The following is a 26,118-nucleotide window of genomic DNA, read 5'->3' on the forward strand; positions in this document are numbered from 1 at the left end:
TAAATAAAAAGGCAGAGCGAACTCTACCCTCTTTGGGCGCAACGATTGACTAGAATATTGCTTTAAACAAGTGCCTGAATCAGGCTGATCCATTTCTGTTTTTCAGTATCAGAAATAAATGAAGCTTCAAAAGAATTAATTGCGAGCTGTTTGAGTTCTTCGTTGCTTAGATCTAAAGCTTCAGCAATGGCAATGAAATTGTCATTCATATAACCACCAAAATACGAAGGATCATCTGAATTCACTGTCACATGCGCACCCTGCTGCAACAGACGACGGATATTATGTTGCTGCATATCATCCACAACACACAGCTTTAGGTTTGAAAGTGGACATACTGTGAGCGGCATCTTCTCTGCAATCAAACGCTGCATCAATTCTGGATCTTCCTCAGAACGTACGCCATGGTCAATACGGTTAACTTTTAATAAATCCAAAGCTTCCCAGACATATTCTGCCGGACCTTCTTCACCCGCATGTGCGACTACCAGAAAACCGGCTTCACGTGCTTTAGCGAAAACACGTTCAAACTTAGACGGTGGATGGCCGACTTCACTTGAATCCAGCCCCACTCCAATGATCCGATCTTTATAAGGCAGCGCTTGTTCTAATGTTTTAAATGCTACTTCTTCACTAAGATGACGCAGGAAACACATGATCAGATGTGAAGTAATGCCTAATTTAGCTTTCGCATCATCACAGGCTTTCTGCAAGCCATTAATCACAGTTTCAAAGGCAATGCCACGATCGGTATGCGTCTGCGGATCAAAGAACATTTCAGTATGCACGACATTATCATCCGCACATTTTTCAAAATATGCCCAAGCCAGATCATAAAAGTCCTGTTCATGAATCAGAACATTGGCACCCGCGTAGTAGATATCCAAGAAAGATTGCAGATTATGGAAATTATAAGCCCGCTTCACTTCCTCAACCGATTTATAAGGAATGCTAATTTCATTACGCTGTGCAATCGCAAACATTAACTCAGGTTCAAAGGTACCTTCGATATGCACATGCAGCTCAGCCTTTGGCAAGGCCTGAATCAATTCAAGACGGTTCATCACTACTCCTGATTAAACCTGAGAAAAATAAAAAAGGGTGCAAACTGAGTTTACACCCTTTTGATATTCGACAAAAATTAGCCGCCAAACATCCAGAACTTCAATGCCCATAGTACTGCGATGATCCATACCATGTATGGAACAGTATTCGCTTTACCTGTCAGCAGTTTAATCAGCGCATAGCTGATAAAACCCATTGCGATACCGTCTGCAATTGAATACGTAAATGGCATGAATACAATGGTCAGGAACGCCGGAACCGCTTCAGTAATATCATCCCATTCAATATGGACAATACCCTGAATCATCAATACACCGACAAATAGCAATGCTGGTGCAGTTGCAAAGCCTGGTACAGATTGAGCCAATGGAGCCAGGAACAGGCAGGCAATGAACAGCAAGCCCACCACAACTGCAGTCAGACCGGTACGACCACCTGCTGCAACACCCGCTGATGACTCAATATAAGGTGTAGTTGAAGAAGTACCCAAAGCAGCACCTGCAACAATCGCAGAAGAATCGGCAAATAATGCTTTTTTCAGACGCGGCAATTTACCATCTTTTAACAAACCTGCACGATGTGAAACACCTACTAGCGTACCAGTAGAGTCAAACAGATCGACCAAGAAGAATACGAAGATCACACCGATCAGGCTAGCTGTAAACAGACCTTGAAAGTCCATTTGCAAGAAGGTTGGTGCCAGTGAAGGAATTTGACCCACTACACCCTGGAACTGGTTATAACCTAAAGCAGTAGAAATCGCAGTGATTACCAAAATACTGATAATGATCGCACCACGTACTTTGAAGTGATGCATTACCACCACTAACAGGAAGCCAAGTAGCGCAAGCATAACAGTTGGCTGTTTCAAATCACCCAGACCCACCAAAGTCGCTTGATTATCAACAATGATGCCAGCATTTTTCAGTGCTACCAGAGCCAGGAACAGGCCAATACCACCGCCAATCGCCAGTTTGAGAGACATTGGAATGGCATTGACAATCGCCTCACGTATTTTGAACATACTAATGGCAATGAAAACCAAACCTGATACAAATACTGCACCTAATGCAGTTTGCCAAGGCACACCCATTCCCAGACAGACTGAATAGGTAAAGAAGGCATTTAGCCCCATACCCGGCGCAAGTGCAATTGGATAATTGGCAATTAGCCCCATTACCAGACAGCCAATTGCGGCTGCAAGACAGGTGGCTACAAAGACAGCCCCATGATCCATCCCGGTTTCGGATAAAATCATCGGATTAACAATAATGATGTAACACATTGTCAGGAACGTGGTTACACCTGCCAGAACTTCTGTACGGAAACTGGTTTTGTTTTCACTCAGTTTGAACAGACGTTCCAGCATATTTTCTGAAGATGGATTAGGAGTCGTCATGACCTAGCCCCTATTGAGTAAACTTTATGCTTTAAGCATGCCGCCGAATCCAGGAAATTTTATAGAAAACTTCATGAATTTTAAGGATCTGTTAGCAACGAATATGCCAGCTTCGCCATTTAGCGGGTCAAAATGTTTCAATAGCGAACAGTAAGAAAACTGCGCTAGAAAAACTCAAAAAACAATCTAAACAAAAAAGCTGCATAACCCCTATGCAGCTTTTTTCATCATTAGAATCAAATACTTAATTAAAGTAAATTTGATCTAACTTTATCTTTTGCAAATTATAACACATTGATTTCTGATTGCTTCTTAGAATTTATATTTTATTAAAAATTAATATAAGTCAGTTTTATTATTATTAAATTTTCTTTTATTTATTATGATTTTATTTTTATCTTTTTACCTGACCCCCTAATCAAAAAGCTTATGCAAATCTATTAAGGTCGGGGCCGATTTGCATTCAGCAATTTAGTTGAATGTTGTACTTCTTTCAGAATCTGATGAAGCTCTTCATGTTTTCTTGTTTCGGCCTGTTGGTGAACACAATAACCGAGTAAACCCACCATCAGCACAAAAATAGGAATTGTATAAATTTTCATTTTTGTAGTTGAATTATGTAACAGTATTGAAATTATGCTAACAAAATAACAATAAAATTATGACATAGTTTACAAATAACCCGATAAAATGCAGTTTTTTCAATTATTTAGAGTTTTTATATTCTTCATTTTTTTATACTTCTTATTCAATTAATCATAATTTCTTAAGCCATATTTTTTTATTTTTTAGTCATTTTTTTAATATTAAAAGAAATTAATTGATTGATTCTATTTTTTATTTTTTTAGAAATTTATCTTTACTATATAAATTTATCGAGTGAAAAATATCTTTTAAAGTTCACTATAGCTTTCATTATTTTATTTAGCTTTTCTTCTAAAAAATTCATCCATTTCCTGTTAAAAATTCTTCTAAATAAATGATATTTTGAAAGTTCCTTCCCTATTTTTTAATTTTTATTCAATTCAACCTAATATTGTTAAACTTAAATTTACCCAAGACTTTTAAGAAAATTTCTTCATTCAGTCTTGGGTGAATCTTTTACCTTAAGCAGCCAGCTGCTCATCACGTTTAAATACCAACTCACCTTTTAGTGAACTTTCAGCATCAAAATAATACCCATCGGTATTAAAGGCTTTTAAGTCTTCAGTTCGTTTAATCTGGTTTTCAATGATAAAGCGCGCCATTAAACCACGAGCTTTCTTGGCATAGAAGCTGATGACTTTATATTTGCCATTTTTCTGATCTAAAAATACCGGCTTGATGATTTCAGCCTGAATTTTGCTTTCTTTCACTGCTTTGTAATATTCATCGGAGGCAATATTGACCAGAATTTCAGACTCTGCTTCTGCCAGATCATGATTGATCAGGTCAGTGATGGTATGTCCCCAGAACTCGTAGAGATGAGCACCACGTGGGTTAGTCAATTTGGTTCCCATCTCCAAACGGTAAGGCATCATCAGATCCAGCGGACGCAATAAGCCATAGAGGCCGGATAACATACGCAGATGGTTCTGTGCGTAATGAATCTGATCCTGCTTTAATTGGTAAGCATCCAGACCGGTATAAACATCCCCTTTAAAGGCAAAGATTGCCTGACGAGCATTGGAAAAATCAAAATCCGGCTGCCAGTCTCTGAAGCGTTCCGCATTCAAATTGGCAATTTTTTCACTGACGCTCATTAAGCTGGAAATTTCAGTTGCTGATAACTTGCGGGCAACTTCTATCAATTCCTGGGAATGTTCCAGCAATCTTGCCTGAGTAAATTGATCGGTAGGTAAAGGTGTTTCGTAATCTAGAGTCTTGGCTGGAGAAATTAAAGCAAGCATAGCAACCTGGTTAAAAAATGATTAATCAAACTATATCAGTAGACTTATTTTAATTCCAATTCATGTTTTTATTTATCATAATCGTTAAAATAGAAAATTCTCCTGCAATTTATCGGTTTGCTATGTCCGAACCAATCTTCCTCCCAGGCCCTGCTGGCCAACTTGAGGTTTTTGTGGATTATCCTCAGGGTGAAGTGAAAGGATTCGCGATTGTTTGTCATCCCCATCCATTACAAGGTGGCACACCACAACATAAGGTTCCAGTGTTACTGGCACAAATGTTTTTAGAGCGTGGTTGTGTTGTCTATCGTCCAAGTTTCCGTGGTTCTGGTCAAAGTGCCGGTCTACATGATGAAGGCTTTGGCGAAACGGATGATATACTTGAAGTCATTAAATATGCGCGTCGCCAACATATTGGCCTGCCTTTCTTGGCAGGCGGTTTCAGTTTTGGTGCACATGTCATGGTCAAGTGTTACGCCGCCCTGCCAGTTGAACTGCAACCTTCAAAAGTGATTTTGTGTGGTCTACCGACTGCAACCGTAGCTGGCCTACGTCACTATGTTACTCCACAGATCAAAGGTGATATTTTATTTATTCATGGTGAAGCGGATGATGTCACGCTTTTATCCGACATGATTGAATGGGCCAAGCCTCAACGTCATCTGGTCACGATCCTGCCTGGCGCAAATCATTTCTTTACCGGTTATTTAAAACAGCTTCGGATTGCGATGAGCCGTTTCCTCGCATTAAGCTAATCAAAAAAACCTCATCGAATGATGAGGTTTTTTATTCAGAAATAAAATCTTTAACATGAATTTCATAAATTACAGCCCGATATTTAGGTTTATCTAAGTGGCTAGAAATTTTCCCACCCAGACGTTCTGCAATTTTTCGGCTAGCCCAGTTTTCTTCGGCTACCGGATAGCTCAAAACTTTAATCCCTAATGTATTAAAAGCATAGCCCACAATACAACGTACTGCCTCATGTCCATAATGATGACCATGCGCCTTTTCACGAATCCAGATACCCACTTCAGGTATTTCATCATGCAGTCGATGCAAACCGCATAATCCGATAAATTCATGTCTTTCAATATGGCGAATCACAAAGATATATTCTTTATGATTAGCCATATTGTTTAGCCAGTTTTGCCAGACTGTTGCAAATACCTGTTCAGATTCCGGTGCATCCCATGCCATAAAACGGGTCAAACTCGGGGTAATCGAGGCATAGGCTTCCGCAGCATCGGATGACTTAAAATAATCTAAAACAAGACATTTAATTTGCAATATAGGCGAAAGACTTTGCATTTGTTGAACTAGTTCTTCCACTCAAACTCACTAAAACTTTCTTGTTCTTTCAACGATGCTTCAACAGCTTGTGCCAACTGATTTAATAAACTTTGTTCTGTAATCCGGTCCAGCCAGTCCTGTTCTTCATCCGGGTAAGAGGCGATTTCACAAATTAGGTGCCCTTCCTGGTCTCGTGTCTCACAGCTCACTGATAATGGCAACTCGTGTTCATCGACACTTACGGCCACTTGTGCGCCACTTTGCGCCAAGGTTTTAAAGCCATATTTACCGAGCTCTTCCGTCAGCAGATGTGCCACATATTCCTGAGTCTGCTGACTGCCCTGTAATTGTTCCTGGCTTTGAGGGGTGGCCATAAATTTTAATTTTCGCATTGCTACATCCAAATGGCTTTTTTGTTGTATGGTTTTAGCATAAGCCAATATAAACAAAACAGCCAAGCAAAAGCTTGGCTGTTTCATGTAAATTTTATAATTATTCTGTCACTTCAATCGCCAGACCAGCTTGAGAAGTCAGTTCAGTGAAGGTTGGGAAACTGGTTGCGACGGTTTCAGTCCCAACAATCTTGATTTCACCTGAGTTACGCAGACCTGCAATCGAGAAGCTCATGGCAATACGATGATCATGATGCGATTCAATTTTACCGCCAGTAAAGATTGGTGACCAGTCGCCTGTCTTACCTTTACCTTCGATAATGATGCCATCATCAGTTGGCGTACAGTCAATGCCCATGGTTTTCAGACCATCTGCCATCACTTGAATACGATCCGATTCTTTGACACGCAGTTCAGCAGCACCAGTTAGAATCGTTTGGCCTTCTGCACATGCAGCAGCAATGAACAATGCCGGGAATTCATCAATTGCTAGTGGCACTTGGTCTTCCGGCATATGAATGCCTTTTAAGGTACGTGTACCGCGAATACGAATGTCTGCAATCGGTTCACCGCCAGCGATGCGTTCATTTTCAACGCTGATATCGGCTCCCATCTGTTTCAGGATTTCAATCACACCAGTACGGGTCGGGTTAATGCCTACCGCTTCCAAAGTCACGTCTGAATTTTCAGTAATCGCTGCACCGACCATAAAGAAAGCTGCAGATGAAATATCAGAAGGCACCTGAATGTTAGTACCCACCAGCTTGCCGCCACCTTGCAGGGAAATACGGTTGCCTTCAGTTTTTACGTCATAACCAAAAGCACGCAACATACGTTCAGTATGGTCACGGGTTGGTTCTGGTTCAGTCACTGAAGTTTCACCTTCCGCCCAAAGACCCGCCAGCAGAATACCTGATTTCACCTGAGCAGATGCCATTGGCAAGTCGTATTGAATACCTTTCAGGTTTTGATTACCCGTAATCGATACTGGTGGTGTACCACGTTCACCCGTAGTTTGAATCTGCCCGCCCATCAAACGTAATGGTTTTGCAATACGCTCCATTGGACGTTTAGACAGTGAAGCATCACCCGTCATCACCGAATCAAATTTCTGAGCTGACAGCATGCCAGCCAGCAGGCGCATCGAAGTACCAGAGTTACCCATGTAAAGCGCAGACTTCGGTGGTTTCAGACCTTGCATACCCACACCATGAATGGTCACTTCACCATTTTTAGGGCCTTCGATGCTCAAACCCATGTCACGGAATGCCTGTAAAGTTGCAAGTGCATCTTCACCCTCAAGGAAACCCGTCACATGCGTTGTGCCTTCAGCGATGGCACCAAACATGATGGAACGGTGTGACACAGATTTGTCACCTGGCACGGTAAATTTACCCTGGAACGTCTTGGCACCTGGTTGAATGGTAAATTGTTGTGTCACTTTATTTTTCTCCATGAGAGGTTTCTTGGCGAGCATATGATTGAAGTGCTGACGCGCGGCTTGCGCATGCCCCAATAAGCCCATTAAAGCTTGTGAATCTTCATCTTCAATCAGCTTGCGGATAATCGCGAGTTGAGCTTCAAAGCCGTCCACGGCATTGAGAATCGCCTTTTTATTGGCAAAAAAGATGTCATGCCACATTTGTGGATCACTGGCGGCAATACGCGAGAAGTCACGGAAGCCACCGGCAGCATAACGAAAAATATCCAGATTGTCTTCGCGCTTGGCCAGTTGTTCGACCAGATTGAAGGCCATCAGATGCGGAAGATGACTGGTATGGGCCAGCACTTCATCGTGCTTTTCCACATCCATACAAATCACTTCCGCTTTGGCCACCTGCCACAGTTGAATCAGTTTATCGACCGCCCATTGTCCGCTACTTGGTAACGGCGTCAAAATCACCTTGTGATTGGCAAATAGATCGACCTTACCTGCATGCACGCCGGTATGTTCAGCACCCGCAATTGGATGCCCTGGCACAAAACCGGCTGGCAGATTTTCACCAAACACAGCTTTGGCTGCTTCTACCACATTGCCTTTGGTACTGCCAACATCGGTCAGAATGGCATTTTCCAACAAATAAGGCTTGATCGTTTCTAGCACTTTCTGGGTAGCACGAACAGGTAATGCCAGCACCACCAGATCTGCTCCTTTAACGGCTTCTACAGGATCTGCATATCCGTTGGAAATCAGACCAAGTGCCTTGGCATCTTCCAAGGTTTTTTGTGAGCGGGTCGATGCCACGATGTCATTGGCTAAATGCTCAGCCTTGATGACACGCGCCAGACTTGAACCAATCAGTCCAAGCCCAATAAAGGCAACTTTTTCAAACAGTGGCTGCGACATAACTTAAGCTTTCGCCTCTAAGCCAAGCACTTTGCCTAATGCAGCAAGGAATTTGGCATTTTCAGCTTCAGTACCAATCGATACACGCAAGTGGTTTGGAATACCCACTGGACGCACGATCACACCTTCTTTCAACAACTTGTTAAATGTTTCTGCTGGATCAGCCTGTACATCGACCAAGATGAAATTCGCGCGTGAAGGTACATAGTTCAGGCCCAAAGCTTTGAAGCCAGCTTCAAGCTGTGCCATACCTGCTTTATTTACTTCACGAGATTTCTCGATGAATGCTTCGTCTTTCAGTGCAGCAACCGCAGCCACCATCGCTAAATGGTTGACGTTAAATGGCTGACGGATACGGTTCAGGTAATCAGTTACTTCAACAGATGCCAAAGCAAAACCAACACGCAGTGCAGCCAGACCATAGCACTTAGACAGCGTACGGCTCACGATCAGATTTGGATACTGTTTCAGGAATTTCCGGCTGTTGAAGTTTTCCGGGAAATATTCCACATAAGCTTCGTCCAGTACCACGATGACATTCGCTGGCACTTTCTGCATGAAGGCTTCAAATTCAGCTTCTTCGAACCAAGTGCCTGTCGGGTTGTTCGGGTTCGCAATAAAGATCAGCTTGGTGTTGTCTTTCACCGCAGCCGCCATCGCTTCAAGGTCATGTGCGAAACCTTTTGCTGGGACTTCAATTGCTTCTGCATTAATCGCTTGAGTGACCAATGCATATACCGCAAATGCGTGCTGGCTATAAATCACTGAATCTTTTTCAGAAACAAATGCACGGGCAAGTATTTCAAGTAAGTCGTTTGAACCATTACCCAAAGTAATCTGATCATGATCAAAACCGAATTGTGTCTTGATCTGATCTTTCAGGATAAAGCCACCGCCATCAGGATAACGGCCAATTTCCGCCAGTTCTGCAGCGACTGCTTCTTTGACTTTATCTGAACAGCCCAGCGGGTTTTCATTTGAAGCCAGTTTTACGATATCAGTGATGCCCAACTCACGCTCAAGTTCACTGATCGGTTTACCTGGTTGATATGGCTTTAATTTAGACATGCCTTCATTGGCTGGGACAAACGACATTTTATACTTCCGATTTACAGATGAAACAGTGGTTAGCACCCTCGCACTAAACACGAAAGGCTGCTTTTATAAAACAGCTGCAGGATATGAACCAAGCACGCGGACTTCTTTCACAAGCGGACGAATTTCTTCGATCGCAGCTTTAACATTTTCCTGCTCAATATGACCTTCAAGATCGATAAAGAATACATAAGCCCATTTTTCAGGAAGTGCAGGTCGAGTTTCAATACTGGTTAGACTAATGTTGTGTTTGGCAAATGGAGCCAGAATCTCTAGCAATGCACCGGCACGGTCATGTGCAGAAACCAGTAATGAAGTTTTATCATTACCACTTTGTGGCACTTTTTCACGGCCAATTACCAGGAAGCGTGTAGTGTTTTCTGGATTGTCCTCAATATTGCTGTGCATAATCTCAAGATTATAAATATTCGCAGCAATTTCAGAAGCAATCGCAGCAGAATGCCATTCATTCTGAATACGGCGCGCAGCTTCAGCATTTGAACTGAGTGCCACACGTTCTACACCTGGATAATGAGCATCCAGCCATTTACGGCACTGAGCCAGAGTTTGCTGATGTGCATAGATCTGCTTAATACTGTCTTTACGGGTATTTTCAGAGATCAGGAACTGGTGATGAATGGGTAATTCTACTTCGCCAATCACATTCAGATGCGAAGTCTTGAAACAGTCTAAAGTGTGGTTCACTACCCCTTCAGAGGAGTTTTCAACCGGTACCAGACCATAATGTGCACTGCCCGCTTCTACTTCACGGAACACTTCATCAATGGTGGGTAATGGACGAACCACAGCATCATGACCAAAATGTTTCAATACTGCTGAATGTGTGTAGGTACCAACAGGTCCCAAGAATGCAATACTTTGGGGTGCTTCAAGCGCCAAACAAGCCGACATGATCTCGCGGAACAGACGTGCCATCGTCGTATCTGACAATGGTCCTTCATTGCGCTCCATAACATTGCGCAAAACTTGTGCTTCACGTTCCGGACGGTAAAACAGCGGATTTTCTTCAGATGCGAATTTCGCTTTTGCTACAGCCTCAGCCAAACGTGCACGACGATTAATTAATTGCTGGATTTGTTGATCAACTGAATCGATATCTTCACGAATTTTAGCCAAATCTAAAGAAGCCGTTGTGTTTTGATCGTCGTTGATCATCGTGATGTCGCCCTTCATAAACCTTATCTGTGCAGTATAACAATTAGTACGCTGCAAATGTTACACAATATAACTTTAGTAGATTAATTCTTAAAAACAGGGAGTTGATTTTAACCGTTCATCGCTTTAGTCATATCTGGTAACATTTCTTTCAGCATTTTCGCATGTTTTACATTATCAAATTGTAAACTTTGCCCGCTCATCTTAACTGATTTTTATCAAGATGAAATATCACTATTTCTTAATCTACATAACGATTTTAAGCATAAGAAAATAAAAATAAAGCCATCTCGATACCTCTAGTTTGACTACTTAAAATCTGAGTGACAGTTCACAATAAAATGCCCATAGAAAACTGTTTTTTCGACCATTTTCCTTTGATTTAATTGGATTTTTTACACTAAATCACTATTTAGTTACAAAGCAGAGACGTTTTTTAAACCTTAAATCGCTAGTCTAATTTAAAACTATATTGGAGGTGCCTATAATGCCAAAAAGAATAGCGGTACTTGTAACGAATAATTTTGAAGATCTTGAATATACTGAGCCTGTTGCGGCCTTACTCGCTGCAGAGCACAGTGTCTGTAATATTAAACTACATGCCGGAAAAGTCGTACATGGACTCCATGGCCAGTCGAGTGTAACCATTGATCGGGGAATTGATCATATCAGTATTGATGATTTTGATGGCCTACTTATTCCGGGCGGTGAATCGCCTGTATCCCTCGCCAACGATACGCGAGTCTTACATTTCATTCAGGCTTTTAATGAGGCCAAAAAGACCATCTTCAGTCTTTGTGACGCATCTTTATTACTCAGTGAAGCTGATGTTTTAAAGAACCGGATCATTACCAGTATCCGTGCGCATGCACCTCGGGTACAACATGCGGGTGCGACTTATTATGATGTCGAACTGGTCAATGACAATAATCAGCTGATTTCATCTCGAGTACCAAATGATTTGCCAATTTTTATTCATGAATGTCTGGATGTATTAAAATCTTAAAATAATAAAATATCTAGATTTCAAGAATATTCTTTCCATAAAAAAAGAGTCCATTTCGGACTCTTTTTTTTATCTGTTAAGTTTTAACGTCCAAGCAGACCGCGAGCGACAATTTCTTTCATGATTTCATTGGTACCGCCATAGATCCTTTGAATGCGGGCATCAACAAAGAAACGCGAAATCGGATATTCAGTCATATAGCCATAACCACCAAAGAGCTGAAGCAGATTGTCAGCAACTTTCATCTGCATATCTGTTGAGAAGCTCTTTAGCGCTGCTGCAGTTTCAACATCTAGCTTGCCTTGCATATACAACTCAACATTCTGGTTATAGAAAGCTGCTGTTGCCAGCTCGTCAATCTTGGCCTGTGCCAGTACAAAACGGGTATTCTGGAACTGACCAATCGCCTGACCAAAGGCCTGACGCTCTTTGACATATTGAGTCGTTACATCAATCGAGCCACGAATGGCGCCCAGTGCAGTAGCAGCAATAGCGGTACGTTCACGTGGGAGTTCCTGCATTAGGTATACAAAGCCCTGACCTGGCTGACCCAGCAACTGATCTTTCGGTACTTTGACATTATCGAAGAACAGCTCTGAAGTATCCTGTGAATGCAGACCAATCTTGTCCAGATTCTTACCTTTTTTAAAGCCTTCCAGATGCGTATCCACCAGCATCAAAGACACACCTTTGGCGCGTGCTTGCGGATCGGTTTTCACGGCTAATACGACTAAGTCAGCATGCTGACCATTAGAGATAAAAGTTTTAGAACCATTCAATAAATAATGGTCATCCTGCAAGATGGCATTGGTTCGCATGGCTTGCAGATCAGAACCAGCACCCGGCTCAGTCATGCCAATCGCACCGACCACTTCACCAGACACCATTTTCGGTAACCAGTATTTTTTCTGTTCTTCAGTACCAATATGCAGGATATACGGCGCTGCGATATCCGAATGGCAAGACAGACCAGTTGAAATTGCGCTATAGCCTGCTCTTGCCGACTCTTCGATTAACATCAGGGAATAGTGGGTCGGAACACCGTAGCCACCATATTCTTCCGGAACATCGACACATAAGAAGCCATTTTCACCCATCGCATTCCAGACCGAACGCGGCATCATGCCTTCACGCTCCCACTCTTCATAGTAAGGCGCTACATGTTCATTCATAAAGCGTTTGAAATTGTCGCGGAAAAGTTCCAGGTCAGCATCGTAAGCCAGCATTCTTTTATCCTTATCGTGTTTATCGTTTTATTTCCTGTGCACAGGCTAACTATTTTTAGAAAGGCTGTCATGTGCCTGACTTATTTTTTCGCTAACTTCACAGTCAGATAAAAATAAAAAAGGAAGCCGAAGCTTCCTTTTTTATGACCTACAAGACGAACTCGAATTTAATGAGCGTTGTTGCCTTCCTGCGCCATTTTTTCATCAATTTCAGCCGGATTTGCTAATGCATAGTTCAGCTTGTCCATGTCTAACTGACCGACCCATTTTGCTACAACCAGAGTTGCCAAAGAGTTACCGACCAGATTGGTCAAGGCACGAGCTTCAGACATGAAGCGGTCAATACCGAGAATCAAGGCCAGACCTGCAACCGGAATATTACCTACAGCCGCTAAGGTTGCTGCCATCACGATAAAGCCTGAACCAGTTACACCCGCTGCACCTTTAGAAGAAATGAGCAATACGAGAAGCAAGGTAATCTGGTGAGACAAATCAAGTTGCGTATTGGTCGCCTGTGCAATGAAGATTGCCGCCATTGTCAGGTAAATCGAAGTACCATCCAGGTTGAATGAATAACCTGTTGGAATGACCAGACCTACCACTGACTTTTCAGCACCTGCAAGCTCAAGTTTTTTCAGCATACGTGGCAATACAGATTCAGACGATGAAGTACCCAGTACAATCAACAGCTCTTCACGAATCAGGCGAATCATCTTGACAATGCTAAAGCCGGTAAAACGAGCAATTGAACCCAGCACAATAAAGATGAACAGCAAACAGGTGATATAGAAGCAGATGATCAACTGGGCCAATTGCGCCAGAGAACCGATCCCATATTTACCGATCGTGAAAGCCATCGCACCAAATGCACCAATAGGCGCAAGTTTCATGATCATGTTCACGATGTTAAAGAACACATGTGAAATCTGATCTACCAGTTTGAGGACTGGCTTACCTTGTGCACCCAGTTTGTGTAATGCAAAACCGAACAGGATCGCAAATAAAAGGACTTGCAGGATTTCGCCTTCAGCAAATGCTCCAACCACCGTATTTGGAATGATATTCATAAAGAAATCAACGGTAGACTGAGAAGCACCCGACTCTACATATTTAGAAATCCCGGCCGTGTCCAGCGATGCCGGATCAACATTCATCCCAACGCCTGGCTTGGCAATATTGATTACCAGAAGACCAATGATCAGCGCTATCGTTGACACGATTTCGAAGTAAAGTAGAGCGACACCACCAGTTTTACCAACTGATTTCATACTCTCCATGCCTGCGATCCCACTAACCACGGTACAGAAAATCACAGGTGCGATGATCATTTTAATTAAACGGATAAATGCATCACCCAGCGGCTTCAGTTGTTCGCCCAAACCTGGAACATATTGTTCTGCACCATTAATGATTTGTGTACCACTTGGCGAGAAATGTCCGACGAGGATACCCGCAATAATGGCTACAATCACTTGAAAATAAAGCGACTTATAAATTGGTTTTTTAGCCATAACCTTACTTCACGATATACTTCTAACCAGAAGTAATATTCAGTTTTCACTTATTTTTAAAAAACAAGCGTCCAATACTTCATTGTCTGAAACAAAAAAGTGCCTATGTATCAAAAAATTAATCTGATACTGAAATTAGAATGTGTATGTACATTTAACAATCACAGGAACACTGATCTTTAAGAAAAGTCAGTGCATTGATCAGGAGATAAAGCAAACACAAGAATTGCGTGAAATTTTAACCGCTTTTTAGACTTTTGTTTAACCCGAAATGTTAAATTTGCCTAAATACTAAACAATACCTCTTAGACTATAGTCTTATAAAACTATAATAATTCTGCAAAATAAGAAGGTGAAATACCAATATCAGCGTAAAATATGCCAATACTTGATGAACATGATTGATCTATGCCCATGACCACAAAGCGAAATATTTATAAAGATGCCGAACATCCTTTTGCCCAGTTTATTCGTATTATTGGCAAGGGAAAAAATGGTGCACGTTCTTTAAGCTATGAAGAAGCCTATCAGGCTTTTAGCATGATCCTGAAAAATGAAGTACTGGACGTACAACTGGGCGCTTTTCTGATGCTATTACGTGTCAAGGAAGAATCTGTTGATGAACTCGCAGGCTTTGTGCAGGCAACCCGTGACCAGCTGAATTTTAAGGCACTGGATGTTGATCTGGACTGGTCTTCTTATGCTGGCAAACGCAAACATTATCCCTGGTTCATTCTGGCTGCGCTTACCCTCGCCAAGCATGGCTATAATATCGTGATGCATGGTGCTTCGGGCCATACCTTAAATCGGGTGTATACTGAACAGGTACTTAACTACTTAGGCTATCCAATCTGCCAGAATGATGCTGACGTGGAACAGCAGCTTAAAGACAAACATTTTGCTTACCTGCCTCTGGAGGTGATCTCTCCAATTCTGGCTGAGCTGATCGGGCTACGTAATATTATGGGTCTACGCTCCCCGATTCATACGCTGGCACGTCTGATTAATCCATTTAATGCCAAAGCGACTTTACAGGCTATTTTCCACCCTGCTTATCGTAGTTCACATCAGCAGTCCGCTTATAAGTTAGGTTATCAAAATAGTGCGGTCATTAAAGGTGAAGGTGGCGAATTTGAACGTAACCCGGATGCCAAAACCTTAATTTGTGGTATTAAAAATGGCGAACTTTATGAGCACGAATTACCAAAACTGACTGACAACCGTAGTCCGATTGAAGAAGAGCTGGATCTGGCTGTATTTAAACAAGTATGGGAAGGTCAACGCTCACATGAATATGGTGAGATCGCAGTTGTCGAAACTATGGGCATTGCACTGTATACCATGGGCGAATGTGACAGCTATGAAGTAGCGATGCAAAAAGCCAGAGAGCTCTGGAATAGCCGCCTTTCAGTTTGATCAAGCCAAAAAACAGACATTAAAAAAGACCACATTTGTGGTCTTTTTTTCGGTTTCGATTAAACGAAACGGATTGGCTTGAATTCCGGCTCATTTTTGTGATGATCATCGTCACACTGTTCACCTTCTTCTTTAGTGCCACGATCGATATAACCACTACGTTCGGTTTCTGGCAGGTTTTTCATTTCCCAAGCATAGACAGCCTGCATACAGATCTGACGCTGTTCCTGAGTCAGTGCCACACCATTCGGCCACTTGCCAATTTCAATGGCTGTTCTTAAGCGTTCTACAATCTCAGGATTGAGTACGGCAAGCATTTGTTCAATATTCATATTTAATCCTGCTTAAGATAGTCGAAGTCCTGATTCCAGCCCAGTTTGGTTCGACATGCATTATAGAAGTCATAACCTGGCGGATGCAGAAGATTCAGTTTAAAGGGATGCTTACGAATATGGACGCTATCGCCAACATTCAAAGACACACTGTGTTGTCCATCCGCACTCACCATCGGCAGTACGCGATTTTCACGAATCATTAGTTTAATTTCACTATGCCCTCCGACCACAATCGGACGTGAAGACAAGGTATGCGGATGCATCGGCACCAGCACAATTGCATCCATACTTGGATGCACAATCGGTCCACCACCCGACAGTGCATAGGCTGTTGAACCGGTCGGTGTAGATACAATCAGGCCATCACTATGCTGGCGATAGACATATTGTCCATCAATATTCAGCTCGAAATCAATCATGTGTACCGATTTACCTGAGTGCAAGACCACATCATTCAAAGCAATCGCGTCATAGATGATTTCACCTTTAGAGCGAACTTCCATTTCCAATAAGAAACGGCGTTCTGTCTGAAAATCACCTTTTAATACCTGATCCAGTTTAAAGATGACTTCAGTTGGCTTGATATCGGTCAGGAAGCCCAAACGACCACGGTTCACCCCGATCACTGGCGTATTGTATTTTACCAATGCCCGCGCTGCATGTAACAGTGAACCATCCCCACCTACCACAATCACCAGATCAACCACTTCGCCCAACAAGGCGCGGCTAACTGTTTGGGTATTCTGATAAGGAACCAGTTCAGCTGTATTTGTATCAAAAACAGGATGTAGACCTAAATTGAGCAGATGATCGTGGATCAGGCATAAGGTTTCAACCACTGAAGATTTATCCGGGCGTCCAATCAACCCGATATTTCGAAATGTCTTGTGGGAAATTTGCACCAGTGTCGTCGCTCCGCTTCGAATCCTGCTTATCATAACATTAAGCTTGAATAGGATGACAATTTATAACATGACAAAGCTATGCAGGATTGAATTGAAATAGATTGAAATTAAGGAGAAAATGTGAAGTTTAATTTTAATTTTAATCTCAATAATTGATTAAATATTGCAAAATAATGAAAAGCTTCGCATGATTAGCACAATTTCACAGGGTCTTATCGTCATTTATGAAATCTGAACGAGGTATGGGGTTCATTGCCTTAATCTTCTCCATTCTAGTCATTTCTGCATTTGTAGCATTTAGTATCTATTTGATTAAATTAGATAATATTGTGCGTGAAAAATTTGAAGGCCAACGCTGGGATATTCCGGCCAAGGTTTTCGCACGCCCGATGGAAGTGTATGTAAATGCCCCGGTCAGCCAGCAGGATTTCCAACAAGAATTAAAATTACTGGGTTATAAAGGTTCAGACAGCTATACCAAATCGGGCAGCTTTGTCAGCACTGGCAATACCATGTATGTACATACCCGTGGCTTTGACTTTGGCGATCGCGTTGAACCTGAACAAGTATTGAAAGTCAGCTTTAATGGCGATCAGATTACTGAAGTAAGTGCGACCAAGCCCTCTTCTAGCGGGATTGCCCGTCTGGAACCTTTATTGATTGGCGGTATTTATCCACAGCATAATGAAGACCGTGTGCTAATTAAGCTCAATAAAGTGCCTAAACCGTTAATTGATGCTTTAATTGCTACTGAAGACCGCAATTTCTACAATCACCATGGTGTATCTCCACGCGGGATTGCACGTGCAGTGGTGAGCAATATTACTGGTGGTAAGCGTCAAGGTGGTTCAACCCTCACCCAGCAGCTGGTCAAGAATTTCTACTTAACACCAGAACGCACCTTAAAACGTAAGGTGAATGAAGCCTTTATGGCGATGCTGATTGAATTACATTATGGCAAAGATGAGATTCTGGAAGCTTATTTAAATGAAGTGAATTTGGGCCAAAATGGCAACTATTCTGTAAATGGTTATGGTCTTGCTTCACAATTTTATTTTGGCCTCCCGTTACGTGAACTGAATATTTCTCAACAGGCCTTTTTAGTCGGTCTGGTACAAGGTCCAAGTCTGTACAACCCATGGCGTAATCCTGAACTTGCGAAAAAACGTCGTGATGTGGTTCTGAATAATATGCTGGTAATGGGTAATCTGACCCAAGATCAGTATGAAACAGAAACTGCCCGTCCGCTGAACGTCATTTCCAAGCCAACTTTGGGCCCTGCCCGCTTCCCGGATTTTCTGGACATTGTTCGCCGTCAATTGCGTACCGAATATCAGGAAACTGATTTAACCAACCAGGGTCTGCGTATTTTCACCACCTTAGATCCATTGGCACAAACCCGAATTCAAGACAGCTTTAAGGAAAGTGTAGCCCGTTTAAGCAAAGCCAATCCAGGCCGTCTAAAAGATTTGCAAGGCGCTGTTCTGGTCGCACACCCTGAGAATGGTGAACTGGTTGCAGCAGTAGGCTCTACTCAGGACTTTACCGGTTTTAACCGTGCTTTAGATGCCAAACGTCAGGTTGGATCTTTACTCAAACCGGTGATTTATCTGACAGCGCTAGAATCAAATCGTTACCACTGGGCCAGTCCAATTGAAGACAGTCAGATCACCATTCAAAGTGATGGCAAACCATGGACTCCGAAAAACTATAGCGGTAGTGTACATGGTGTAGTACCGATGTCTCTTGCCCTATCACAATCCTATAACCTGTCTGCGGTGCGTTTGGCACAGGAATTTGGCCTGTCAACCTTTATTAACCATTTGCAAAAATTTGGTGTGACTTCTGACATACCAAATTATCCATCTATTTATTTAGGTGCGGTAGATATGTCACCGATGGAAGTGATGAATATTTACGGCAACTTCGCAACAGGTGGCTTTAAATATCCGGTGAAATCGATTCGTTCTGTAGTCGATGCGAATGGCCACTCGCTTGAACGTTACAGCTTAAGTGTTCAGCCGACGATTGATCCAGCATCAGCCTATGCTCTGAATTATGGTTTACAACAGGTCATGTCGAGTGGTACTGGTCGTTCTGCTTATAACAGTTTGCCACGTAACCTGAATCTGGCGGGTAAATCGGGTACGACAAACGATACCCGTGATTCATGGTTTGCAGGTTATTCTGGCAATTATATGACAGTGGTCTGGTTAGGTCTGGATGACAACAAAGTCACTGGATTAACCGGTTCTTCAGGTGCCCTTCCGGTCTGGACCAATGTCATGAAACAGCTACGTCAGAAGCCGGTGAATCTGGCTCAGCCTAATGAAATTGAATGGCACTGGCTGGACCGTTATACAGGTAAACTGACTGCCCAAGGCTGTGATGGTGCCATGTATATTCCGATTTCACGCCATGCTCTACCAAATCAGGCGACTGCTTGTGGCATCTCACATTACGCCACCGAGCCTTATACGATTGATTCAGAACCTTCACTAGAAGATGAGGAAGAAGATGATCTCAGTCGTTATATACAAGAAAGTGAAACAGAAATAGAACGCGAAGTTGCTAAACAAACCCGTATTATCGCGAGTGGAAGTTATAGCCAATAATTGAGCCTATGTTTATGTTAAGAAAATTGATTCCTGGTCTGCTCATCCTCGGTCTGGTGGGCTGCCAAAGCATGTCGGAACCAGAACAGCCTGCGGCTCCGTCCAAACCTCCGGTTCAGCAAAAACCGAAGTCCTCTACACCTGATGGTGTAGTGATTACGCCCTATGATCGACCAGAGATTAAACGTCAAAAAATTGTGATCCCTGAGCAAAAGCCCCAGTCACAAAAATTTGATGACGGACGTAACTTACCTGCATTTAAAAAATTGATGAAGCAAACTCAGCAGGCTTATAGCAAGCAGCAATATAATCAAGCTGAAACTTCTGCAGTCCAGGCCCAGCGTTTGGCACCTCAAGCCTCAGAAACTTATCTGTATCTTGGTCTGATCGCAAACCGTAAAAACCAGCCGGCCCGTGCAGATGCTTTTGCCCTACGTGGTTTGAGTTATGCGCAAACCAATGCAATGAAAAAGCAGCTCTGGCAGGTACGCCTGAAAGCAGCTCAACTGCAAAAAAACACCATAGCCATTCAGCAAGCTCAGCAGGCCTTAAAGAAATTTTAAGGCCCTGACGTGAGCCTAGTTATTTATAATAAGTTTTTGACTTAAACATAACGGATCCCTGCAATCCCATAAGCATGCTGGTTTTGAGCATAGTCTAGATCTTCAGCCTTCATACCACCTAAGGCAAATACAGGAATCTGTACCTGTTTAGCCATCTGTTTAAATGTTTCCCAGCCCAAAGCTGCGGTATCAGGATGTGTTTCTGTTGCCAGTACCGGGCTGAGTAAAGCTGCTTCACAGCCTATGTTTTCTGTATGTTTTAATGCTTCCAGATCGTGACAGGCTGCAAGATAACGATAACCACCAGCCAGCTCCCCTTTTTGTAGTTGCATCAATTGAGACTGTTTCAGGTGAATGGTACGAATGGTTTGCTGCTGCAATTCATTCAGTTGTGACCAAAGTCCCTGATTGATGATCAATCTGGATAACTGATCGACTGGAATCTGTTGTAACTGGCTGATGTATTCAGGGCTGGCCATTACTCGCCAATATAGCATCTGGTCTTTTTCCAGATTATTCAGGTGACTTAAGTCGTCAGAAATTTTGATCTTCCGCGGCCATTGTAGCTTTTGAATCATGGCCTGATTCGCTTTAGGAAAGTTCAGCTCACTGAGTTCATCCCGGCTATACCAGCGCCAAGGCTGCTTGATCTCAGCTAATTGTTCTGGCTGAACCGAAGCATGGAAAATATGCAGATTGACGATGACATCTTCATATTCATGCGAAATAAAATCAAAGGTATGCCATTGCTCAATATCAATTCTGACTTCTTCAATCACTTCACGTCGACATGCCTCTACAGGCAATTCGCCCTGTTCTACTTTTCCGCCTGGAAACTCATATTTATTGCCCTGATGCTGTTTGGCTTCACGCCAACCGACCAGAACCTGATTTTGATGAAATAAAATAGCGATTGCGACATGAATTGTGGCTTTGGACATAATGTTCTGAACCATTGAAGTTTTACAGATTGTAAGCAAATTAGAGTTTTTTATAAATGAAGCAATTATTCGTTGACAGATCTATTCGATAATGATTATCATTTAAATCAATCCAAAACACACCACGGAGTCGACGGAATGAACGCACCATTTAGCCTATTTACCCGTAATAATGATACTCAGCATGCGCTACCGATGTTGCATTCGAACAATTTATTTGCGCTAGGACGAGAAATCCGGATCATGCATGCGGGTGAAGAATACCGTCTACGTTTGACTCGTAACAATCGTCTCATCCTGACTAAGTAATTTAAATACTCCAAAAATAATAAACGTGGGAACAGGCAGTATGAATCAGCGCATACTGCTTTTTTAATTGCTAGATCCAATGACTATATTATTTAGATTGAAAAATTAATGAAACTTTAAGTCCACCCAAAACTGACGGCGCATAATCAATCTTGGCCGTATGTAACTGCATAATCTTTTGACAAATCGACAGTCCCAAACCTGAACCTTGTGTTCGCGTGCCCAAGGCGCGGTAAAAACGCTCACCTAAACGTTGAACAACTTCTTCCTGAATTCCCTCTCCCGAATTTTCAATCACGAGTTGTAGATTCTGGCTTTCAACTATCGTCTTGATTTCGACCTGTCCCTGCACAGGCGTATAACGAATGGCATTATCAACCAGATTGCGGATACAGCTAAAAATCAGCTCTGCATTTGCTTCAATCACTGCATCTTCGAGTTTTAAGTTCCAGTGAATCTCTTTTTCCTGAGCAAGAGGTTTTAAAGCTTGTAAGACCTCCTGAACCAATACTTTAAGATTCACCTGCTGTTTGGGCAGCTGCTCTGCATGTTCTGGATCAAGCCGAGCCAATAGCAATAAGTTTTCCAGAATCTGCGTTCCGCGGTTGACGTCATTCTGAATCATCTGTAACGCTTGCCTAAGTTGGGCATCTTCCTGATATTTACGTTTCAGCACCTGTAAACGCATTTGAATGGCAGACAATGGGGAACGCAACTCGTGTGAAGCGTCGGCAGTGAAACGTTGCTCGGCAGCCAATGATTTTTCCAGCCTGCTCAACATGGCATTCAGCTGACGGACAATCGGTTGCAGTTCAGTAATCTCAGGATCAGGACTTTGAACCGGACTGAGATCTTGAGCAGATTTGGAACCAATTTCTCGGGAAATTTTATTTAAAGGTCTTAATTGCCGCTTAATGGCAAAACGTAAAATCAGCCACTGTAATATCCATAGGATAAATAAAATCCCGGCGAAACCTAAAGTCGTTTGCCAAAGCTCATCAAAGCGTACTGAAAGCGGTTGTACCACTTTCACTTTCAAGTCTTGATCTTCAGCAATCAGGATGCGAATAAAATGGCCATTTTCATAATCAAAGTGAAATCCGTTTTTCTGTGCAACTGGTATCTCATTAATCAGTTCATCATCAATTGAAGTGGTCAGTACCTGCTGATTCAGTAGTAAGGCATATTGAATATCAAACTGCTCACTGATTTCATCGACCTGCGTATTTTTGGCTTGGTTCACATCTCCTAGAAGTAACTCTGAAATTTCTTCCATCAGGTCATCATGCAGATCAATCGCCTGATAGCTGGAAATTCCCAATAACAGCAGCCACGCCAGAAATCCTGCCAGTATGGAACTGAACATGGCATGTTGAATCAGCCGACTTTGCAGGGAAATAGGTGCCTTCATATGGAGGCCTCGGGTTTATGCATCCGGTAGCCCAAGCCACGAATGGTTTTAATCATCTGGCTACCGATTTTTTTACGTAGCTGATAAATAAAGACTTCAATCGCATTGCTTTCGATTTCATCTCCCCAGGCATAGAGTGATTCTTCCAGCTGTTCTCGGGTAATGATATGTTCTGGTTTTTGCATCAGCTTATATAAAATCTGGAATTCTTTTGCAGTCAGATTAATGCTCTGTCCCTCCTTCATTACAGTCTTGGCCTGAGTATCCAGACTAAGATCCTGCCATTGCAGGATATGATTTGGTGTTTGCTGTTTTTGTCTAAGCTGGGCACGAACGCGAGCGGAAAGTTCTTCCAGACTGAAAGGTTTTACCAGATAATCATTGGCCCCCAGATCGAGCCCTGCGACCCGATCATGAATACTGTCCCTGGCGGTAATAAATATAACGGGCGTATCTTTCTGTTTATTGCGCAAGCTTTTAAGAATGTCGTCTCCGGTTGCATTCGGCAGGCCACGATCCAGCAAAATACAGTCATATTGATACTGTTCAATCGCCAGAATGGCATGATCCCCACGATCAACCCGATCAATCACATAACCGTCCATTTCCAGCCAGGTTTGAATACTTTCCGCCTGAGATTCATCATCCTCTGCCAAAAGAATACGCATGTTATGCTCCGCTTGTTTTATCTTTCTATCTTGCCTTGAAAAAGTTCCAGACTCAAAAAAACCACATGCTTTTTGGTAACTTGCATGTGGTTTTTTGTTGCTATCTTCAGATTCAGTTCAGGAAATCATGCTGAAATTAAAACTGAACTTGGTCGACATCAATTTCAACACGTTTCGCAGGTTTATAGTCAATGTCCACTTCACCAATGATTACCACAGGTGTTTTAGCTGATACTGGTTTACCCTGCCAAAGTTCATCATCAATTTCGACAGTAATGGTGCCGGTATTGTCACGGAACTGGTATTTTTCATCACCGACAGCTTTCACCACATAACCTTTTAGCTGTACCTTGCTGTCATCTTTCATGGTCAACGCTTGCTTAACTGTAGTCGTTTTAGCAAATGCTGCCTGATTCACCGCAGTTTCACTACTCGCAACTGCGACAGTCCCAATTGAACCCATTAATGCAGCTGCTAAAACAGTATTCATCATCATTTTCATTGCAGTTACCTCTTTTTAAAGTCGTGCCCTGTTTCGATAATGCTATTAAAACAGCCGAAGATGAATTGAATCTTAAGATCGCTTCATCTTCAGAATTAATTTAATGGCACAACTCTCAAAACTTCTTCAAGCGTGGTGACCCCTTCCAGAATCTTGCGAGCACCGGCAATCCGTAAAGGTTCTACCCCTTCTTTTTTTGCCTGCTGACGTAATTGATTCAGGTTAGCATCCACTCCGATCAACTGCTTGGTGGTCAGGCTAAGCGGCATAAACTCATAAATCCCGATTCGGCCTTTATAACCGGTATGGCGACACTCTTCACAACCGACTGCTTTAAAAACAAATTCCGGACGTGGTAAAGGATAGTCCACTGCCAGATGCTGCCATTCCTGCTCATCCAGGAAACTCTCCTGCTTGCAGTGCGGACATAGCTTACGTACCAGACGTTGGGCCAAAACGCCCAAGATGGTGGCTGCTGTTAAAAATGGTTGTACGCCCAGATCATGCAGACGAGTCAGACTCGACGGCGTATCATTGGTATGCAAGGTAGAAAGTACTAAGTGACCAGTTAAGGCTGCCTGAATTGCCATATTGGCCGTATCTTGGTCACGAATCTCGCCGACCATAATAATGTCCGGGTCCTGACGCATCAGTGCACGCACACCATCTGCAAAGCCTAGTTCAATTCCGTTATTGACCTGCATCTGGTTAAAGCTTGGTTCCAGCATCTCGATCGGATCTTCAATTGTGCAGACATTCACCTGCTCAGTCGCAAGCTGTTTCAGTGTCGAATACAAGGTCGTAGTCTTACCTGAACCGGTCGGGCCTGTGACCAGAATAATACCGTGACTGTGACTGGTCAGATTATTCCAGTCATTGAGTAAATGTCCTTCGAAACCGAGCTGCTGAAAACTTCTGACTAGAACCTCCGGATCAAAAATACGCATTACCAGCTTTTCACCAAATGCGGTGGGTAAGGTCGATAAACGCAGTTCTGTTTCCTGTCCTTTTGGAGTTCGGGTTTTTAAACGGCCATCCTGTGGTTTACGTTTTTCTGCCACATTCATCCGACCCAGAATCTTGATTCGGGAAATGACTGCAGTCAGGGTATTGGCTGGCATGTTATAGATGGTATGCAATACCCCATCAATCCGGAAACGGATTTTGCCGGTGTCTTTGCGCGGTTCCATATGGATATCACTGGCACCCTGCTCAAAGGCAAACTGCAACACCCAGTCTACCAGTTTCACGATATGCTGGTCATTGGCATCCGGATTCTGGGAATCACCCAGTTGCAGCAAGGCTTCTACACCTTTATTTTCCCGCTCATAAGCAGATGATTTTTGCGAGCCACTGACTGCACGACTGACCTGATAATACTCAACAATATAACGCTGGAGCTGTTCCGGATTGAGCAATACCCGTTCAATTTTTTTCGGTGCAATATTCTGTTCGAGATTAGATACCCATTCAGTTTTATAAGGCTGATCTGTGGCAATCAGCACTTTATCTGGTTGAATTTCTACTGCCAGAATACGGTTACGCAGTGCATATTCCTGTGACATAACATTGGTTAAGGCCTGCACATCAGCTTTGAGCGGATCGATGATATAGAACATTAAACCGGTTTTTTCTGCCAGCCACTGGCATAAGCGGTTGAGTGTCAAAGTACTTTGAGGATGGGACTGATCAACCAGACTAAAGTTCGCGATCCATTGTAAAGGATGCCATTTTATTTGTTCACGTTGACGATGTGTGGTCTGAACTCGCATCCGGTCACGTTCAGTTATTTTTCCGTCTTTTAAAAGCTGATCCAAACACCAGCCTGTATCAATTTCAAAATCAAATTTCATGATTGATGGTCCCCAAAACTGTCTCCACTATAACAAGTTTTTCCTGTTTTTCGCATTCCATTGCGACTTCAAAACTAGAAAGCGGGTTTATCTTTCATGAATATTAAGCACATCATATGGGTTTGAGTTCATAACCTTTTTCTGCTTGTCGATGTATCAATTTTTCGCCTATATTTCAATCATGATATCTTATTTAATCGC

24 protein-coding genes are annotated in these 26,118 nt (G+C 42.6%); 6 read left to right on the forward strand and 18 right to left on the reverse strand.

The annotated features are described in order from the left end of the window. Nucleotides 1–62 precede the first annotated feature (62 nt). The 4 genes from RJ01_RS08365 to yaaA form a co-directional block, all read right to left on the reverse strand. Entirely contained in the window at nucleotides 63–1,064 is a 1,002-nt protein-coding gene (locus RJ01_RS08365) for an adenosine deaminase (protein WP_034170717.1), read from the reverse strand. A 77-nt stretch (nucleotides 1,065–1,141) separates the two neighbouring features. Then, nucleotides 1,142–2,464 (reverse strand): NCS2 family permease, encoded by a 1,323-nt coding sequence (locus RJ01_RS08370; protein ID WP_034170718.1) that lies wholly within the window; start codon nucleotides 2,462–2,464, stop codon nucleotides 1,142–1,144. A 440-nt stretch (nucleotides 2,465–2,904) separates the two neighbouring features. Then, on the reverse strand, nucleotides 2,905–3,066 hold the full coding sequence (locus tag RJ01_RS08375) for a hypothetical protein (protein WP_227504412.1): 162 nt from the start codon (nucleotides 3,064–3,066) through the stop codon (nucleotides 2,905–2,907). Between the two features lie 504 nt (nucleotides 3,067–3,570). Next, nucleotides 3,571–4,353 (reverse strand): peroxide stress protein YaaA, encoded by a 783-nt coding sequence (gene yaaA, locus RJ01_RS08380; RefSeq protein WP_034170719.1) that lies wholly within the window; start codon nucleotides 4,351–4,353, stop codon nucleotides 3,571–3,573. 122 nt (nucleotides 4,354–4,475) lie between these two features. Here yaaA and RJ01_RS08385 point away from each other — a divergent pair, with 122 nt between their 5' ends. After that, nucleotides 4,476–5,108, forward strand: coding sequence for an alpha/beta hydrolase (locus RJ01_RS08385; RefSeq protein WP_034170720.1), 633 nt, complete (start codon nucleotides 4,476–4,478; stop codon nucleotides 5,106–5,108). A gap of 31 nt (nucleotides 5,109–5,139) precedes the next feature. Here the strand turns inward: RJ01_RS08385 and RJ01_RS08390 are convergent, their stop codons facing one another. From RJ01_RS08390 to pheA, 5 genes are all read right to left on the reverse strand, one after another. Continuing rightward, complete coding sequence (locus RJ01_RS08390) at nucleotides 5,140–5,685, reverse strand: GNAT family N-acetyltransferase (RefSeq protein WP_034170721.1); 546 nt, start codon at nucleotides 5,683–5,685, stop codon at nucleotides 5,140–5,142. Continuing rightward, nucleotides 5,673–6,038: a hypothetical protein gene (locus RJ01_RS08395; RefSeq protein ID WP_034170744.1), complete on the reverse strand. Its 366-nt coding sequence runs from the start codon at nucleotides 6,036–6,038 to the stop codon at nucleotides 5,673–5,675. Before RJ01_RS08395 ends, RJ01_RS08390 begins: the two co-directional genes overlap by 13 nt. Before the next feature lie 100 nt (nucleotides 6,039–6,138). Further along, nucleotides 6,139–8,385, reverse strand: coding sequence for a bifunctional prephenate dehydrogenase/3-phosphoshikimate 1-carboxyvinyltransferase (locus RJ01_RS08400; RefSeq protein WP_034170722.1), 2,247 nt, complete (start codon nucleotides 8,383–8,385; stop codon nucleotides 6,139–6,141). A 3-nt stretch (nucleotides 8,386–8,388) separates the two neighbouring features. After that, a complete protein-coding gene (gene hisC, locus RJ01_RS08405; protein ID WP_034170723.1) occupies nucleotides 8,389–9,480 on the reverse strand; it encodes a histidinol-phosphate transaminase in 1,092 nt (363 codons plus the stop codon). Between the two features lie 66 nt (nucleotides 9,481–9,546). Continuing rightward, entirely contained in the window at nucleotides 9,547–10,656 is a 1,110-nt protein-coding gene (pheA, locus tag RJ01_RS08410) for a prephenate dehydratase (RefSeq protein WP_034170724.1), read from the reverse strand. Between the two features lie 487 nt (nucleotides 10,657–11,143). Here pheA and RJ01_RS08415 point away from each other — a divergent pair, with 487 nt between their 5' ends. After that, the gene (locus RJ01_RS08415) at nucleotides 11,144–11,662 is read left to right on the forward strand and encodes a DJ-1/PfpI family protein (protein ID WP_034170725.1); all 519 of its coding nucleotides are present in this window, start codon (nucleotides 11,144–11,146) and stop codon (nucleotides 11,660–11,662) included. A gap of 83 nt (nucleotides 11,663–11,745) precedes the next feature. Here the strand turns inward: RJ01_RS08415 and RJ01_RS08420 are convergent, their stop codons facing one another. Both RJ01_RS08420 and RJ01_RS08425 read right to left on the reverse strand, forming a co-directional pair. Beyond that, nucleotides 11,746–12,888: an acyl-CoA dehydrogenase family protein gene (locus RJ01_RS08420; RefSeq protein WP_005236468.1), complete on the reverse strand. Its 1,143-nt coding sequence runs from the start codon at nucleotides 12,886–12,888 to the stop codon at nucleotides 11,746–11,748. Nucleotides 12,889–13,055: 167 nt separating this feature from the next. Next, nucleotides 13,056–14,399 (reverse strand): dicarboxylate/amino acid:cation symporter, encoded by a 1,344-nt coding sequence (locus RJ01_RS08425; RefSeq protein WP_004784235.1) that lies wholly within the window; start codon nucleotides 14,397–14,399, stop codon nucleotides 13,056–13,058. 414 nt (nucleotides 14,400–14,813) lie between these two features. Here RJ01_RS08425 and RJ01_RS08430 point away from each other — a divergent pair, with 414 nt between their 5' ends. Beyond that, nucleotides 14,814–15,815: a glycosyl transferase family protein gene (locus RJ01_RS08430; protein WP_034170745.1), complete on the forward strand. Its 1,002-nt coding sequence runs from the start codon at nucleotides 14,814–14,816 to the stop codon at nucleotides 15,813–15,815. A gap of 59 nt (nucleotides 15,816–15,874) precedes the next feature. Here RJ01_RS08430 and RJ01_RS08435 read toward each other — a convergent pair whose 3' ends face one another. Together RJ01_RS08435 and RJ01_RS08440 are read right to left on the reverse strand one after the other, a co-directional pair. After that, entirely contained in the window at nucleotides 15,875–16,147 is a 273-nt protein-coding gene (locus RJ01_RS08435) for a YeaC family protein (protein ID WP_034170726.1), read from the reverse strand. Between the two features lie 2 nt (nucleotides 16,148–16,149). Next, a complete protein-coding gene (locus RJ01_RS08440; RefSeq protein WP_034170727.1) occupies nucleotides 16,150–17,088 on the reverse strand; it encodes an NAD(+) kinase in 939 nt (312 codons plus the stop codon). Nucleotides 17,089–17,279: 191 nt separating this feature from the next. On the opposite strand from RJ01_RS08440, the gene mrcB reads away from it, so the two are divergent. Both mrcB and RJ01_RS08450 read left to right on the forward strand, forming a co-directional pair. After that, nucleotides 17,280–19,670, forward strand: coding sequence for a penicillin-binding protein 1B (gene mrcB / locus RJ01_RS08445; RefSeq protein WP_034170728.1), 2,391 nt, complete (start codon nucleotides 17,280–17,282; stop codon nucleotides 19,668–19,670). A gap of 14 nt (nucleotides 19,671–19,684) precedes the next feature. Further along, the gene (locus RJ01_RS08450; RefSeq protein ID WP_034170729.1) at nucleotides 19,685–20,233 is read left to right on the forward strand and encodes a tetratricopeptide repeat protein; all 549 of its coding nucleotides are present in this window, start codon (nucleotides 19,685–19,687) and stop codon (nucleotides 20,231–20,233) included. A 41-nt stretch (nucleotides 20,234–20,274) separates the two neighbouring features. Here the strand turns inward: RJ01_RS08450 and RJ01_RS08455 are convergent, their stop codons facing one another. Then, a complete protein-coding gene (locus tag RJ01_RS08455) occupies nucleotides 20,275–21,174 on the reverse strand; it encodes an NUDIX domain-containing protein (protein WP_034170730.1) in 900 nt (299 codons plus the stop codon). Between the two features lie 138 nt (nucleotides 21,175–21,312). On the opposite strand from RJ01_RS08455, the gene hemP reads away from it, so the two are divergent. Then, nucleotides 21,313–21,483 (forward strand): hemin uptake protein HemP, encoded by a 171-nt coding sequence (hemP, locus tag RJ01_RS08460; RefSeq protein WP_004784247.1) that lies wholly within the window; start codon nucleotides 21,313–21,315, stop codon nucleotides 21,481–21,483. An 88-nt stretch (nucleotides 21,484–21,571) separates the two neighbouring features. Here the strand turns inward: hemP and RJ01_RS08465 are convergent, their stop codons facing one another. The 4 genes from RJ01_RS08465 to RJ01_RS08480 all read right to left on the reverse strand — a co-directional run bounded on the left by RJ01_RS08465 (nucleotide 21,572) and on the right by RJ01_RS08480 (nucleotide 25,917). Further along, nucleotides 21,572–22,894: a HAMP domain-containing sensor histidine kinase gene (locus RJ01_RS08465; protein WP_034170731.1), complete on the reverse strand. Its 1,323-nt coding sequence runs from the start codon at nucleotides 22,892–22,894 to the stop codon at nucleotides 21,572–21,574. After that, entirely contained in the window at nucleotides 22,891–23,562 is a 672-nt protein-coding gene (locus RJ01_RS08470) for a response regulator transcription factor (protein ID WP_034170732.1), read from the reverse strand. Before RJ01_RS08470 ends, RJ01_RS08465 begins: the two co-directional genes overlap by 4 nt. Before the next feature lie 136 nt (nucleotides 23,563–23,698). Next, nucleotides 23,699–24,064 (reverse strand): NirD/YgiW/YdeI family stress tolerance protein, encoded by a 366-nt coding sequence (locus RJ01_RS08475; RefSeq protein ID WP_034170733.1) that lies wholly within the window; start codon nucleotides 24,062–24,064, stop codon nucleotides 23,699–23,701. Between the two features lie 95 nt (nucleotides 24,065–24,159). Next, nucleotides 24,160–25,917, reverse strand: coding sequence for a GspE/PulE family protein (locus RJ01_RS08480; RefSeq protein WP_034170734.1), 1,758 nt, complete (start codon nucleotides 25,915–25,917; stop codon nucleotides 24,160–24,162). Nucleotides 25,918–26,118 lie beyond the last annotated feature (201 nt).

Source organism: Acinetobacter sp. YZS-X1-1 (assembly GCF_000804305.1).
In the GTDB taxonomy this organism is placed as follows: Bacteria; Pseudomonadota; Gammaproteobacteria; order Pseudomonadales; family Moraxellaceae; genus Acinetobacter; species Acinetobacter variabilis.